General features: G+C 67.8%; 18 protein-coding genes. 9 read left to right on the top strand and 9 right to left on the bottom strand.

Features of this window, described 5'->3' with window-relative positions; genetic code table 11:
- Positions 1-52: 52 nt before the first annotated feature.
- Positions 53-496: a YbhB/YbcL family Raf kinase inhibitor-like protein gene (locus RN607_RS09770; RefSeq protein ID WP_313496721.1), complete on the top strand. Its 444-nt coding sequence runs from the start codon at positions 53-55 to the stop codon at positions 494-496.
- 88 nt (positions 497-584) lie between these two features.
- The gene (locus tag RN607_RS09765; RefSeq protein ID WP_313542312.1) at positions 585-2,390 is read left to right on the top strand and encodes an AMP-dependent synthetase/ligase; all 1,806 of its coding nucleotides are present in this window, start codon (positions 585-587) and stop codon (positions 2,388-2,390) included.
- Positions 2,391-2,409: 19 nt separating this feature from the next.
- On the opposite strand, the gene RN607_RS09760 is transcribed toward RN607_RS09765, so the two are convergent.
- The gene (locus RN607_RS09760) at positions 2,410-3,042 is read right to left on the bottom strand and encodes a TetR/AcrR family transcriptional regulator (protein WP_313542311.1); all 633 of its coding nucleotides are present in this window, start codon (positions 3,040-3,042) and stop codon (positions 2,410-2,412) included.
- An 80-nt stretch (positions 3,043-3,122) separates the two neighbouring features.
- Here RN607_RS09760 and RN607_RS09755 point away from each other — a divergent pair, with 80 nt between their 5' ends.
- The 7 genes from RN607_RS09755 to RN607_RS09725 all read left to right on the top strand — a co-directional run bounded on the left by RN607_RS09755 (position 3,123) and on the right by RN607_RS09725 (position 8,555).
- Entirely contained in the window at positions 3,123-4,574 is a 1,452-nt protein-coding gene (locus RN607_RS09755) for a DHA2 family efflux MFS transporter permease subunit (protein WP_313542310.1), read from the top strand.
- Positions 4,575-4,611: 37 nt separating this feature from the next.
- Positions 4,612-5,571, top strand: a complete 960-nt coding sequence (locus tag RN607_RS09750) for an alpha/beta fold hydrolase (protein WP_313542309.1) — start codon at positions 4,612-4,614, stop codon at positions 5,569-5,571.
- A gap of 9 nt (positions 5,572-5,580) precedes the next feature.
- The gene (locus RN607_RS09745) at positions 5,581-6,075 is read left to right on the top strand and encodes a hypothetical protein (RefSeq protein ID WP_313496711.1); all 495 of its coding nucleotides are present in this window, start codon (positions 5,581-5,583) and stop codon (positions 6,073-6,075) included.
- 63 nt (positions 6,076-6,138) lie between these two features.
- Positions 6,139-6,996: an alpha/beta fold hydrolase gene (locus RN607_RS09740; RefSeq protein WP_313542308.1), complete on the top strand. Its 858-nt coding sequence runs from the start codon at positions 6,139-6,141 to the stop codon at positions 6,994-6,996.
- A 55-nt stretch (positions 6,997-7,051) separates the two neighbouring features.
- Positions 7,052-7,456, top strand: a complete 405-nt coding sequence (locus tag RN607_RS09735) for a hypothetical protein (protein WP_313542307.1) — start codon at positions 7,052-7,054, stop codon at positions 7,454-7,456.
- A 125-nt stretch (positions 7,457-7,581) separates the two neighbouring features.
- A complete protein-coding gene (locus RN607_RS09730; protein WP_313542306.1) occupies positions 7,582-7,833 on the top strand; it encodes a nucleotidyltransferase domain-containing protein in 252 nt (83 codons plus the stop codon).
- Positions 7,830-8,555 (top strand): M50 family metallopeptidase, encoded by a 726-nt coding sequence (locus RN607_RS09725; protein WP_313542305.1) that lies wholly within the window; start codon positions 7,830-7,832, stop codon positions 8,553-8,555. Before RN607_RS09730 ends, RN607_RS09725 begins: the two co-directional genes overlap by 4 nt.
- Positions 8,556-8,597: 42 nt before the next feature.
- Here the strand turns inward: RN607_RS09725 and RN607_RS09720 are convergent, their stop codons facing one another.
- The 8 genes from RN607_RS09720 to RN607_RS09685 all read right to left on the bottom strand — a co-directional run bounded on the left by RN607_RS09720 (position 8,598) and on the right by RN607_RS09685 (position 13,918).
- Complete coding sequence (locus RN607_RS09720; protein WP_313542304.1) at positions 8,598-8,882, bottom strand: immunity protein CdiI family protein; 285 nt, start codon at positions 8,880-8,882, stop codon at positions 8,598-8,600.
- 79 nt (positions 8,883-8,961) lie between these two features.
- Positions 8,962-9,894: a hypothetical protein gene (locus tag RN607_RS09715; RefSeq protein WP_313542302.1), complete on the bottom strand. Its 933-nt coding sequence runs from the start codon at positions 9,892-9,894 to the stop codon at positions 8,962-8,964.
- Entirely contained in the window at positions 9,872-10,474 is a 603-nt protein-coding gene (locus tag RN607_RS09710) for a DUF6318 family protein (RefSeq protein WP_313542300.1), read from the bottom strand. Before RN607_RS09710 ends, RN607_RS09715 begins: the two co-directional genes overlap by 23 nt.
- 81 nt (positions 10,475-10,555) lie before the next feature.
- On the bottom strand, positions 10,556-11,317 hold the full coding sequence (locus tag RN607_RS09705) for an ABC transporter permease (RefSeq protein WP_313542298.1): 762 nt from the start codon (positions 11,315-11,317) through the stop codon (positions 10,556-10,558).
- Complete coding sequence (locus RN607_RS09700) at positions 11,314-12,129, bottom strand: ABC transporter ATP-binding protein (protein ID WP_313542296.1); 816 nt, start codon at positions 12,127-12,129, stop codon at positions 11,314-11,316. Before RN607_RS09700 ends, RN607_RS09705 begins: the two co-directional genes overlap by 4 nt.
- On the bottom strand, positions 12,126-12,506 hold the full coding sequence (locus RN607_RS09695) for a DUF1048 domain-containing protein (protein WP_313542294.1): 381 nt from the start codon (positions 12,504-12,506) through the stop codon (positions 12,126-12,128). Before RN607_RS09695 ends, RN607_RS09700 begins: the two co-directional genes overlap by 4 nt.
- Before the next feature lie 2 nt (positions 12,507-12,508).
- On the bottom strand, positions 12,509-12,856 hold the full coding sequence (locus tag RN607_RS09690) for a PadR family transcriptional regulator (protein WP_313542292.1): 348 nt from the start codon (positions 12,854-12,856) through the stop codon (positions 12,509-12,511).
- 129 nt (positions 12,857-12,985) lie between these two features.
- Positions 12,986-13,918 carry an HNH endonuclease gene (locus tag RN607_RS09685; RefSeq protein WP_313542290.1) on the bottom strand — a complete coding sequence of 311 codons (933 nt, stop codon included), beginning with the start codon at positions 13,916-13,918 and terminating at the stop codon, positions 12,986-12,988.
- Positions 13,919-13,972 lie beyond the last annotated feature (54 nt).

Genomic DNA, 13,972 nt, shown 5'->3' with positions numbered 1-13,972 from the left:
TGGTCCGAGCATGATGGTGCGTGGGACGTCCCGCCGTGGGAAGGAAGCGACCATGCAGCTCAAGGATCTCGCCCTGACCAGCCCTGACATCGCCAACGGCACCAGGATCGACGAGCGGTTCGCGGGTGAGGTGGGCTCTGAGACCCCCCGCATGGTGGTGAAGGGGGTGCCCGACGACGCGGTGGAGCTCGCGATCATCTGCCACGACCCCGACGCGCCGCTCCCGCACGGGTTCACCCACTGGACGCTGTACGGCCTGCCGGCGATCGACGGCGAGATCATCCCGGACGTCGGCCGCCCGGGCCTCAACGATGACGAGAGCTTCGGCTACGTGGGGCCGTTCCCGCCGTACGGTCACGGCGATCATCGGTACTACTTCTGGGTGTACGCGCTCAAGCGGCCGGTGAGGGGTGAGCCGTCGAGGGACGAGTTCCTGCACAGGTACGCGGACGCGGTGATCGAGCAGGCGCGTCTGGTGGGGATCTACTCGCGGTAGCCGCGTGCGCGTCCCGCGGGGTTCGCCCGGCATCCGCGCAGTGCTTCGGGATGCATGAACCTACGGTTCCGTAGGTTACGCTTCGGTCATGCAGAGCCGCATGACCTCGCCCAGCCTGGCCGACATCGATGACCGACTGAATCTCACCGCGTTGCTGCACGCGCGGGCCACCGCCCGCCCGGGCGGAGTGTTCGCCGAGGCGAAGGACGGCTCGGGAGAGTGGATGCCCGTCACGCTCGGCGAGTTCGAGCAGCGGGTCCGTGCGGTGGCGAAGGGACTGATCGCCGCCGGGGTCGCCCTCGGTGACCGCGTGGGGATCATGGGCGACACGAGCCTCGAGTGGTCCGTCATGGACTTCGCGGTGCTCGCCGCGGGCGGCGTCTCGGTGCCGATCTACCCGTCGTCGTCCGAGAAGCAGTGCGCCTGGATCGTCGAGGACGCCGGGGTCACGCTGGTGGCGGCGCAGAGCGCGGAGCAGCGGGCCATGCTCGCCGGGCTGCAGCACGGGCTCGTGGCGGTCGCGCTGACGACCGAGGGTCTGTCTGACCTGGCCGATGCCGGCACGGACGTGACCGACGCCGCGCTCGACGAGCGCACGGCCGACGTCGTCCTGGGCGACCTCGCGACCATCATCTACACCTCGGGCACCACGGGCCGACCCAAGGGTGCGATGCTCACCCACGGCAACCTCGTGGTGCATGCCGCGAACGTGGAGCTCGACCCGCATTTCGGGGCGTTCGTGCAGGGTGAGACGCGGGTGCTGCTGTTCCTGCCGCTGGCGCACGTGTTCGCGCGCCTGGCCATGGTGCTCGCGCTGTCCTCCGGCGCCGTGATCGGCTACGCGTCCAGCCACAAGACACTGGCGGCGGACCTCGCATCGTTCAAGCCCACCTGGATGCCGCTGGTGCCGCGTGTGCTGGAGACCATCTACAACCGGGCCGACGCGGCGCAGACGGGGCTCAAGAAGACCGTCTTCCGATGGTCCGCCAAGGTGGCCCGCGACATGTCGGTCGCCCAGGAGTCCGGCGGGCCAGGCCTGGGTCTCAAGGCGCGCTACAAGGTGGCCGACGCCCTGGTGCTGGGCAGGATCCGGCACCTGCTCGGCGGGCGGCTGGGCTACGTGCTGGCCGGCGGGGCCAAGCTGACGCCGCAGATCGGGCACTTCTTCCGCGGACTGGGCGTCACCGTCATGCAGGGGTACGGCCTCACGGAGACGACGGCGGCGCAGATGGGCACCCCGAGCACCGGGCAGATCATGGGCACGGTGGGTCACCCGATCGCGGGCTGCGAGGTCATGGTCGCCGAGGACGGGGAGATCCTGGCCCGTGGCGTCAACCTGTTCGCCGGCTACTGGAACGCTCCGGAGGCGACCGCGGCGGTCATGCGAGACGGCTGGTTCGCCACGGGCGATCTTGGCGAGATCCACCAGGGGAGCCTCACCATCACGGGCCGCAAGAAGGAGATCCTGGTGCTCTCGTCCGGCAAGAACATCCAACCGGCCGTGCTCGAGGACTCGCTGCGCTCGCATCCTGCGATCCAGGACTCGGTGGTGATCGGCGACGGCCGCCACTTCGTCTCCGCGGTGGTGACGCTCGACCCCGTGCTGCTGCCCACGTGGCTCAAGTCCCACGACCTTCCGGACATGTGCGTGGAGGAGGCTTCGCGGCATGAGCGTGTCAGGGAGCTGATCGGGCGCGCGATCGCCACCGCGAACGAGCACGTGTCCAGGGCGGAGGCCATCCGCGAGTTCCGCATCCTCCCGCGTGAGTTCACCGAGGCGCGCGAGGAGATCACCGCATCGCTGAAGGTGCGGCGTGCTGCGGTCATGGAGCACTTCGCGGACGTGATCGAGTCGATCTACACGCCGTCGAGCAGCGGGCCCTCCGCGGCGTAGCCTGGCGGGCCGACGGTCGTCAGCGGCGCACGGACTCGGGGGCGGTCGGCGCATTCGCGGTGAGCGCGACCACGGCCTCGGTCGAGTCTCCCCACACGCATGTGAGGAGCTCCCGCGCGTCGGGCTCGGCGTCGACCACGTCGGCCATGCGCAGCGCCATGAGCGTGTTGATGAACATGCCGGATGCCATGAACCGTGTGGCGGTATCGGCATCCACGCCGGCCTCGTCGCGCACCACGCGGTAGATCTCGAGGAAGCGCTGGCGGACCACGGGTCCCACGTGCGCGTCGTGCCCCAGGGTGAACGCGTGCATGAGCGAGAGCAGGATGCCGCGGTCCTTGATCAGCGTCACGTACGCCTCGCCGAGCGCATCCGTCCTGCTGACGATGTCCTCGGTGCCGTCGAAGTGGGCGATGCCGTCGCGGAAGGTGTCGGTGATGCGGGCGTAGGCGCGTTCGATGACCGCGAGGAAGAGCTCCTGCTTGGAGCCGAAGAGCCGGACGACGTAGGCCTGGGAGACGCCGGCCGTCTTGGCGATCGCGTCCGTCGTGCCGCCTGCGAATCCGCGTTCGCCGAAGACCAGGGCCGCCGCGGCAAGGATGTGCTCGCGGGTGTCGTCGGAGGAGCTGCGGCGTTCGGGTGCGTCGTTCATCTTGACAGGTTATCAGTTGATTACTACGGTGTGGAGCTGTTGGTTATCAGCCGATTACAACAAAACCTTAGGGGAGTCCCATGACCACCACACGACGCATACCGCTCTGGCTCGTGATCGCAGCCGTCTCCGTGCCCGCCTTCATGGCCTCGCTCGACAACCTGGTCGTCACGAGCGCGCTTCCGGTCATGCAGGCCGGCCTGGACGCATCCATCGAGCAGCTGCAGTGGTTCATCAACGGCTTCTCGCTCGCGTTCGCCAGCCTGATCCTCATCGCGGTCGCAGCCGGTGACCGATGGGGCCGCAAGCGGGTCTTCCTCGGAGGCATCGCTCTGTTCACGCTCGCCTCCGTCGCGTGCGCCGTCGCCACCACTCCCGAGGCGCTGATCGTCGCCCGCGTCATCCAGGGGGCTGGGGGAGCCGCGGTGCTGCCGCTCTCCCTGCCGCTGCTGGCAGGTGCCGTCCCCAGGTCGCGGCGAGCGTTGGCGATCGGCATCTGGGGCGGAGTCGCAGGACTCGGCGTGGCGCTCGGCCCGCTGATCGGTGGCGCGGTGGTCGAGGGCCTCTCGTGGCACGCCATCTTCTGGCTCAACGTGCCCGTCGGCCTGATCGCTCTGCCGCTCGCGTGGTGGGCGCTCGACGAGTCGCGCGGTCGTAGGGCGCGCCTGGACCTCGTGGGTCTGGCGCTGTCGGCAGCCGGTGTGTTCGGCCTGGTGTTCGGCATCGTTCGCGGCAACGACACGGGCTGGACCAGCGGCGAGGTCCTGGCGGGCCTGATCGGAGGCGGCGCCCTGCTGCTCGCGTTCGTGGGCTGGGAGGCGCGCACACGGGATCCGTTGATCCCGCTTGGCCTGTTCCGCGACAGGAGCTTCACCACGGCCAACGTGGTGGTGACGCTGTTCAACCTGGGCATCTTCGGCTCGATCTTCATCCTCATCCAGTTCCTGCAGGTGGTTCAGGGCAGGTCGCCGCTGCAGGCGGGCGTCATGACGATGCCGTGGACGCTCGCGCCGCTGTTCATCGCGCCGCTGACCGGCCTCCTGGTTCCCCGGGTGGGCACCAGGGTGCTCATGGTCGCCGGAACGCTGATGCAGGCGCTCGGGCTCGCGTGGATCGCGTTCGTCATGGATCCCGACGTCGCCTACGGCGTGATGGCTCCGGCCTTCCTCCTGGCAGGCGTGGGGATGGCGCTGGTGTTCGCGCCGTCCGCGAGCGCCGTGCTCGCGAACATGGCGCCGCACGACCACGCGAAGGCGACGGGCGTGAACTCCACGCTGCGGGAGATCGGCGGCGCGCTGGGCGTCGCGGCCCTCACGGCCGTGTTCACCGGTGCGGGCGGCGAGTTCACGCCGTCGGGCTACACGGATGCGGCGGCGCCGGCGATCTGGGTGGGCGCCGGGGTGCTGCTGCTGGCCTCGCTCGCGGCGCTCGCCCTCCCCGAAGGCAAGGGTGTGCCGGCCGACGAGGCCCCCGATGTCGACGAGGACGACGACGATCCGCTTCTCACGCTGGCCACCGCGGCAGCAGAATGAGGGTCGTACGCATGTGACCCTGCGGAGGGAGCGCGCCATGGCTCGGACGGCATCTCGCAGGGACGACGCGCGGTACCGGGCAGCCGAGCAGGCCGTCTGGTCCAGCCGCGGCCTGGTGCCGGAGGAGCATCGGGTGGACGTGCCCGAGCTGGGCCTCGGCATCAGGGCGCTGGTGCATGGCGAGGGCAGGCCGGTCGTGTTCGTCCACGGCACTCCGAGCGCGGCGAACGTGTTCGTGCCGCTCGTGGAGCGTCTTGAGGGTGTCCGCGCCATCCTGATCGACAGGCCGGGCTGCGGGCTCAGCGACCCGATCGACTACACGACCATGACGCCCGGCAGGCTGCGGGAGGTGATCGGCGCGTACATGTGCGCCGTGATCGACGAGCTGGCCGGTGGGGTCGCAGACCTCATCGGCAGCTCGGCCGGTGGCATGGTGGTGCTGACGTTCGCGGCGATGCGTCCGGAGCTCGTTCGCAGCGTCGTCCTGGAGCGCATGCCTGCGGTCGAGTGGATGCGTCTGCCGGTGCCGATGCGCATGGCCACGTTCCCTCCCGTGGCGGCGGCCGTGGTGCGGCACTCCATGAAGGAACGTGACGTGCAGCAGTCCTTCAAGGAGATGGGCCACGGAGACCTGGTGAGGTCCGGGGCGATGCCGCGCGCTGACGTCGACTGGCGCATGGCGGTGGGCAACTTCAGCGACACGTTCCTGCATGAGCTGGCGCTGCTGCAGCGGGCGGCGTCGTGGCGAGGCCCGCGGCGCGGCTGGGCGGCGGGCGCGTCCACGCTCGCGCAGGTCCAGGCGCCCACGCTGTGGCTGGTCGGAGACCGTGACCCGTTCGCGCCGGCGCGAGGCGTCGCGGAGCTGGCAGCGCTCATGCCGCATGCGACCGTGGAAGCGCGTCCTGGTGAGGGCCATCTGCCGTGGGTGGACGCCCCGCGCGAGCATGCGCGGATCATCGGCGACTGGTGGGCCGGTCTCGGTGCTGGACCGTCGTAGGCTCAGGGCGTGTCCCTGGAGAGCCTGTTCCTGCGCATCGACCGCCTCGCCGGTGGCCGTGACGCACACCTGACCGTCCCCGAGGAGTCCCGGTCGCATCCCAAGACGTTGCGCGCGTTCCGCTGGATCATGGGGCTGCTCGCATTCGAGCTGGTGCTGGGAGTCGCGGCCGTGGTGTTCGCGCTCATCCTGCTGCGGCGTGGGGAGACGGTGCACTTCGCGGTGTGGATGCGTTCGCTGGTGGTGCTGGGCATCACGTCCACCCTGTTCTACTTCGCCTGGCGCGCCGCGCGCGGCTGGCGTTGGGCGTATCAGCGGCTGCGCCTGTTCGCGCAGATCTTCCCGGTGATCACCCTGGTGCTTGCCGCGATCCCGAACCTGTACCCCGCGTGGATGGTGACCGAGCAGATCGTCTTCAGCCTGGTGATGATCGGCGTGGCCGACTTCCTCACCAGCGACCACATGCGTGCGGCGTACCGTAAGCCGGAGACGGCGCAGGCCTGACGGTTCTACGGCACCGAGGCTCTGGCCAGGAAGCGACGGCGGTTCTCGGAGGTTGCACACGTCATGGAACGCAAGATCCTCAACGTCGACGGTCGAGCGGTCGGCTGGTACGACGCGGGCACCGCGACTGCCGAAGACGCGCCGGTGGTCCTCTGGCACCACGGCACCCCTAACATCGGCGAGCCGCCGGAGCCGTTGTTCGACGTGGCGCGTGAGCTGGGCGTGCGGCTCATCGGCTTGGACAGGCCCGGCTACGGCGGCTCCGACGACGCGGGTCCCCGTGCGGTGGCGGACGTCGCGTCGCTCGCTGCTGCCGTCGCTGACGCGGCTGGGGCTCACAGGTTCGGCGTCATGGGCCACTCCGGGGGAGGGCCGCACGCGCTCGCGACCGCCGCGCTGCTGCCGGACCGCCTCACGGGGGTGGTGGTGATCGCAGGCATCGGGCCGCTCGTGGCGCCGACCGCAGGGGAGGGGAGCCTGGGCACGTCCTGGTGGGACGGCATGCATGCGGCCGGCGCAGCCGAGCTGACGGCCGCGCTCCAGGGCGGTGATGCTCTCGCGGACCTGCTGGAGTCCAGCGAGTACGACCCTGCGATGTTCACGGAGAAGGACCTCGAGGCGCTCGACGGGTCGTGGCGGTGGTTCCAGAGGATCGCGGCCGCCGGCGTGGAGCACGGGTTCGCGGGGATCGTGGCCGACGACGTCGCGTACGTCCAGCCGTGGGGTTTCCGCGTGGCCGATGTGAGGGCTCCCACGCTCGTCCTGCAGGGAGACGAGGACCGCATCGTCCCGGTTCATCACGGGCGGTGGATCGCCTCGGCCATCCCGGGGGCCGAGTACCAGGAACGACCGGGCGATGGGCATCTGTCCGTCATGGAAGGCGCGGCCGACGCGCTGCGTTGGCTGAGCGGTAAGTCCTGACCAGTTGCTGTGGTAGCGGTCAGCGGTCCCGGGTGGAGGGGTCCATGATGGTCGAGTGAGCAGCACTGCGGATTCTGACGAACGGACCTATTTCTCCACGATCGAGGACGCGATCGCCGATTGGCGACCGCCGCTCGACAACATCACGGCGATCCGGGACGCGGTCCGCGTCCTGGACTACGAGCACGTGTACATCCCTGCGAGCCGTGGCTTCATCGCCCTCGAGGCGGCCGGTGGCGCGGGTGAGGTGGGCTACGTGATGCCGGACTTCGTGTCCCTGCAGCCTCTGGATGGCGAGCGCGCCGTGGTGCCGCTGCCCGTCAAGGGCACGCCCGAGCCGCCCGTGGCGAAGAAGCGTCCCAAGCCCAAGAAGATCCACGCTGTGGACGTGGTGCACGACCTGTGCCCCACCTGCTTCACCGCTCTGCCTGCGACCGGGATCTGCGCGTACTGCGAGTAGTCGCTTCTCCCCAGAGGCTTGATGCCTGCGATATACGAGCAAGATCATGGATCTATGAGAAATGGCGTGCCGGCGATAGCGCCGTTCCTGCGCTCATCCGAGACGCCTTCATCCTGCTTCCTGGCGTGGAGCACGTGATCTTGTTCGGATCGTGGGCTTCTCGGGTGGCTGGCGTCGAGGGTGCCTTCCCCGCGGACGTCGACGTGCTGCTCGTGGGTTCGCCGAACAGGCTCGACGCCTTTGATGTGGCGGAGGAGCTCGGCGACCGGCTGGGGCGTGAGGTGCAGGTCACGGTCATGACGCAGGCACAGTGGAACGCGTCTGAGGACGGTTTCGTGCGTGACATCAAGGCGAAGCCTTTCCTGGAGGTCGCGTGACGATCGCCAGCGTGTGGGATCGCCTGTGGGCGGACGTGGCCACGTCGGTGGAGGTGGCGCCGCGGACCGCGCTGATCCCGCTGCTGGCGGTGCTGGTGGTCCTCGCGGTTCCGTCGTTGTGGCATCTGGCCCGTCATGTGGTGACGATCGCTCACGAGTCTGGGCATTCGGCCGTGGCGATGCTCATGGGCCGCAGGGTGCGAGGGATCCGGCTGCACGCTGACACTTCGGGCCTCACCACGTCGATCGGCCAGGAGAGGCGTCTGCCGCTGTCGCTCATGGCGTTCGCGGGCTATCCGGCGCCTGGTGTGCTCGGGCTGGGCGCCGCGGCTCTGATTGCCGCCGGATATCCGTTGGCGCTGCTGTGGATCACCGTGCTGGTGCTGCTGATAGTGCTGGTGCAGATCCGGAACTTCTACGGGCTGCTGGTCCTGGTGGTCGTCATCGCTGCGGCGGTGGCGGTGGCGTGGTTCGCTCCCACCGAGTGGCGGGTGGGCGTGGCGTATGGCGTCGCCTGGCTGCTGATGCTGGGCTCGGTGCGCGCGGTGATCGAGTTGGCGGGGTCACGTCGACGTGGTCGCGCTGCTGGGTCGGACGCCGACGCCTTGGCGCGGTTGACCCGTGTGCCTGGGGGAGCGTGGGTCGCGTTGTTCTGGCTGGTGACGGTCGGGTGTTCCGTCGGTGGGGCGTGGCTGATGCTGGGCGGGCTGGTCTCGGCCTGACGGGTCGGGGGTCGACGGTGATGCCGGCGTGCGGCTTCCGCGTCAGTCGTGCGTCCGCTCGGTCACGGTGGTCTCCCAGAGGTCGAGCGTGAACTCGAGGTCGGGGCGTTCGTGGCGGAGCTGGTCCAGGAGGGTTGCGCCTTCGGTCGCGTTGAAGTCTGCGTGAGCTTGGGAGGGCCATCCCTGCTCGACGGTGAAGTGCTTTCCGAAGTGCGTCGCCCATGCCCGGATGCGTGCGGTGAGCTCGGGCGAAAGGCCGCTGGGTTCGTCGTCGGGGGCAAGCCCGTCATCGTTCCATAGCGGCCATGCGACGGTGTACTCGTTCATGAGGCGCATGGGATCAGCATCCATGCACTGCCGCAGGCGGCGCGAGCGGAGCGCGTGTCGTCGCGGTCCTGTCGTGTGGTCATTTGTTGAGGCAGTGGCCGTTGAGGTCGCAGTTGACGAGGTGGCTGTGGGGTGAGTAGACGGTGAGGGTGCGGGGAGTGGAGGTGCTGGTGATGGTGCCGTTGATGGTGGTCCAGGTGTTTCCGTTGATGCTGTAGGTGCCGGTCCAGGTGGTTTGCAGGGTGAGGTCGACGTTGCCAGTGACGTAGAGGTATTCGTGGCTGACGGTTTGGTTGGGGTAGGGGGTGCCGGGGTCGGTGGTGGTGGTGGTCTTTCCGTCTCCCCAGGTCCATGTGTAGGTGGTGGGGGTGGCTCGGATCTGGATGGGGATGCCGAGGAGGGTGTCGTTGATGGTGATGGGTGTGGGGTCGACGTAGACGATGGTGGGCAGGGTGGAGTAGACCCAGTCCTGGTCTGGTTGGACGGTCAGGGGTGGGACGCCGGGGTCGAGCTGCGCCCACTCGGTGAGGATCAGATCAGCGATGGTCGGTTCGGAAGTCGTCGGCTGTGCGCAGGCTTGGATGCCGACGTAACGCCATCTTCCCCAAGCTGAGTCGACGGTCTCTCGTTCGCGGATGAACGTCGCAAGGTTGCGCACCGCCCCCGCCGGGCAATCGGGCTCGCCGAAAAGGAGGTCATCACAGAGCGGGTCCCAATCCGGTTGCGAAGGATCGCAGGAGACCGACTTCGTCTCAGTGAGAGGGACAGCTCCAGCCGGGCCGGCAAGCACCGTCCCGGAAACTCCGCCTGAGTTCAAGATCTCCTGAAGGCGGACAGAGAATTCCGTTCCGTCTGCGCCTGCGGTTCCGGCAAGGTTGTGAGTCGACGTCGGTTCGCTGTCGTCTCCCGTAGCAGGCGCCTCGGCGGCATGAGCGCTCGCCGCGATTGCCGTGGCCGCGATAATGGAGAAGACCGCCGCCGTGGAGGCCCTATTGCTCAGCGATTTCGACATGTTCGACCCTCCAGTGCCTGCCGGTCCAGCTCAACTGAAGCGTCGCTGAAAACTCTCCTGCGGCGGAATTCATCGACCCGCCATCATTCCTGGTGTAGGTGAAGGCGCTTTGTGACAACGGCATCGACACGATGGCGGTACCGTCTCCATCGATCGCTCCCGTCGCAGCGGTCGTGCCGGCCCTTATCGAACCGTCCGTGAGCAGGTAGCCATCGTCCCGGTAGGCGGCAAGATCCGCCCGTGCACCTTGACAGAACTCGCATTCGGCAGCGGACAGTGAGTCCCAGGTTTGAGAGTTCGAGGTCATCAGCATGTCAACATACGCGTCAAAGAACACAGGAATTGTGGCGATCGCACCCGCTAGGTCGTCGCGTGCCGCATCCGGTGGCATCATCGCCAGCAGCTCGTCGTCGGTGAGAGCAGTCGCGCTGGGCGAAGGCGAGGCGCTCGCTGCCGTCGTCTCGGCGGCTGTGGTGGGGAAAGGGGCCTCGGTGACGATCCCGTCGTCCCCGGTACAGCCCGTCATTGCGAGCGCTCCGGCGAGCGCGATGGGTAGAAGTGTCCTTTTTGCCCCCGTCATGCCGCGACCCTAGCGTGACGCTCGTGCTCGCTGCAGCCGAGGTGAGGCTGTTGTGGACGGCCGCAGCCGTCCCCAGGAGCGTCAGCCGATCCGCCTGCGGTACGCACGCGTCGCGAAGATGTAGGCGACGGCCAGGATGCCCACGCACCAGGCCAGCGCGACCCACAGGTCCGTGCCGACCGGCTGGCCGGTCATGAGGCTGCGCAGTGCGTCGACGATGGCGGTCACCGGCTGGTTCTCGGCGAAGATGCGGACGGCCGTCGGCATCGTCTCCGTGGGAACGAACGCGGAGCTGATGAACGGCAGGAAGATCAGCGGGTACGAGAACCCGCTCGCGCCGTCGATCGAGGTGGCCTTGAGTCCCGCGATCACGGCGAGCCACGTGAGGGCGAGCGTGAACAGCACCAGGATCCCCAGCACGGCCAGCCAGTCGAGCGCCCCGGCATTGGACCTGAACCCCATCAGAGTCGCGACGCCGATGACGGCCGCAACCGCCGCGAGGTTCGCGAGCAGCGACGTCAGGACGTGTGCCCACAGGGCCGACGAGCGCGTGATGGGCATCGACTGAAGCCGTTCGAACATGCCTCCCTGCTTGTCCAGGAACAGCCGCAGCGACGTGTACGCGACCCCGGAGGCGACCGTGATGAGCAGGATGCCGGGCAGCAGGTAGGTCACGTAGGAGTCGGTGCCGACGTCGATGGCGCCGCCGAAGACGTACACGAAGAGCAGCAGCATCGCGATCGGCATGATCGCGGTGGTGATGATCGTGTCGGGGCTGCGGAGGATGTGCCGCAGCGAGCGTCCAGTGAGCGTCGCGGTGTCCGCGATGGCGTGGGCGGTCATGACTCGCTCCCTTCGGCTGCCGTGAGGGTGTGGTCGCGGGGCGTGGTGGCGCCGCCGACGACGGCCAGGTAGATCTCCTCGAGCGTGGGCTGACGCTCCACGTATTCGACGGTGGCGGGCGGCAGCAGGCGCTTGAGCTCGGCGAGGGTGCCGTCGACGATGATGCGGCCGCCGTGGAGGATGGCGATGCGGTCGGCGAGCGCCTCGGCCTCGTCGAGGTACTGGGTGGTGAGCAGCACGGTCGTGCCGCCTGCGGCGAGCTCCTTGACCATGGACCACACCTCCTGCCGGGCCGCGGGGTCCAGGCCGGTGGTGGGCTCGTCGAGGAACACGATCGACGGGTCGCCGATCAGGCTCATCGCGATGTCAAGACGCCGACGCATGCCTCCCGAATAGGTGCTCACCCGCCGCGACGCTGCATCGACGAGGGAGAACCGGGCGAGGAGTGCGTCGGCCGTGGCGTTGGCGTCGGCGACGTGGCGGAGCCTGCCGACCAGCACCAGGTTCTCGCGACCGGTGAGCAGTTCGTCGACTGCGGCGAACTGGCCGGTCAGGCTGATGGCGGCGCGCACGTCGGCCGGGCTGGAGGTGACGTCGTGCCCGTCGATGGTGGCCGTGCCGGCGTCGGCCTTGAGGAGGGTGGAGAGGATGCGGATCAGGGTGGTCTTGCCGGCGCCGTTCGCGCCGAGCAGGGCGACGATGCTGCCGCGTGCGACGTCGAGCGTCACGTCCGTGAGGACGGTGACGTCCCCGTAGGAGTGGGCGATGCCGTCGACCGAGATGGCTGGGGCCGTGAGGGTGGCGGCGGTCACGACGGGTCGCCGTCCGCGGCGTCGGGGGAGTGGAGGTAGGTGAAAGTGTCGCGCAGGCGGCTCTCGGCCTTCGCCTTCCAGTTGCCGTCGGCGTAGTTGGCGGAGAACGTCTCCACGAACTCGACGGGGTCGTCGCCGACGATGTCGTGGACCGGGGTCTTGTCGGCTGCGGCTTGCTCGAACAGGTCGGCGAGGTCCTCGAACATCTGGCTGAGGACGTCGGCGTCGTTGGAGACGATCGCGGCGTTCATCATGTACTTCTCGATGGCGGCGACGGCGGTGCGGTAGGGCTCGGGCAAGGCCTTGGCACGGGCCTTGTAGGCACGCCAGCGGCGCTTGTCTCCGATGATCTTCTCTGCGAGGTCGGTGAAACGCATGGTCAGTGACCTTCCTGCCGGGGTGCGGCGGTGTGCTGGAGCTGGGCGATGCGTGTGGCGAGGAATCCCCACGTCTCCCAGAACTCGTCGAGCTGGACGTGGCCCTCAGCGTTGAGCGAGTAGACCTTGCGGGGCGGTCCCTGCTCGGACGGCACCTTCGTCACGTCAACGAGCCCGCGCTTCTCGATGCGGACCAGCAGGGCGTAGACGGTGCCTTCGGCGATGTCGGTGAAACCTTGGTCGCGCAGACGTGCGGTGATCTCGTAGCCGTACGCGGGAGCGGTGGCAAGGATCGCCAGGACGATGCCCTCGAGCGTGCCCTTGAGCATCTCGGTGATCTGCTTGCCCACTGGGCGCCTCCTCTCGGTACTTGGTGTTGTTGAGTACCAGTAGATAGTAACGCCAAGTAGTGTGCTTGTGGCAAGCGGAAGTGAGCGTCAGGGGAGAGGTGGGGTGGTTATCAGGGATGACGGCAGGCGCTAGCCAACGGACAGGTCTACGTGGGTGGCGCCCAGAAACTCTTGATACGTGAGGTCTAGCCGCACCTGGCGCCGAGCATCGAGGCCTCGGGGAGCGGGTGCAATGTGCTTGCCCGAGAAAGCCAGCAACTCGGCGTCGAGGCGCGAACTGGGTTCGAGCGTGGAAACGGCGTCGTGCATGTGAATGACACCGTCGCCGTCAATGCCAAGTAGGTGGCGGTCGTATGCGCGGTGGTGGTTGCGGCAGAGTGCGAGACCGTTTTCGAGGTCTGGACGCCCCCAGTCGAGGTCCATGTCGGGACGAATATGGGCGGCTTCGAGGAGCGAGGGCACCGGGAGTGAACAGACCGTGCACATGTTCTTGTAGGCGGGAATTACGATCTGGCGAAACCGAGGTTGATGCAATCGGGCGTCAACCTCTCGCCTCACCCACCTCCGAAGGTCTGCGTCGTCCTCGGACAATGTGGCGGGAGTGATGCCCAGGTCGGCAAGCGCGACGGTGAATTCGAGATTCTCGCGGTCATATTCGATGACGTTGACGAGACCCACAAGCAGGTAGACGTTCTTGCGTGGACTGTAGAAGTACAGGACATGCGCGCCGCTGCCGCGAGCATGCTCCAATTTCGCATTCGAACTTCCTGCTTCTCCAGTCTTCGAGAGCGTCTCGTACGGATAGATCCACACCCCTGGGGCGATTGAACGGTCATGATACCTGCCACGCTCCGAAGTCACGATTGCGAGGGAGTCGTGCCATGTTCGGCCATCAACGTTTCTGATGCCGCGCGAATAGTCGATGAGCGGCAATCTCTCGCCGTGGATGGAGTAGTTGAGGAGCTCTTCTCGCGAAAAAGGCGCCGTCATCTCGCGGGATCGTGCACGGAGATCCGTGAAGACCTGCCACCGCAGTTCCTCAGAATCCTCAAGTCGGCGCATGCCTGCAGCTTGGCAGCTCTGAGGGTTCCTTACAAGAACCTGGAATACCCCGCC

This window comes from Demequina capsici (genome assembly GCF_032102965.1).
Lineage (GTDB): Bacteria > Actinomycetota > Actinomycetes > Actinomycetales > Demequinaceae > Demequina > Demequina capsici.
Note: the sequence above shows the minus strand (reverse complement) of the source record. Positions and strands in the feature narration are given on the sequence as shown.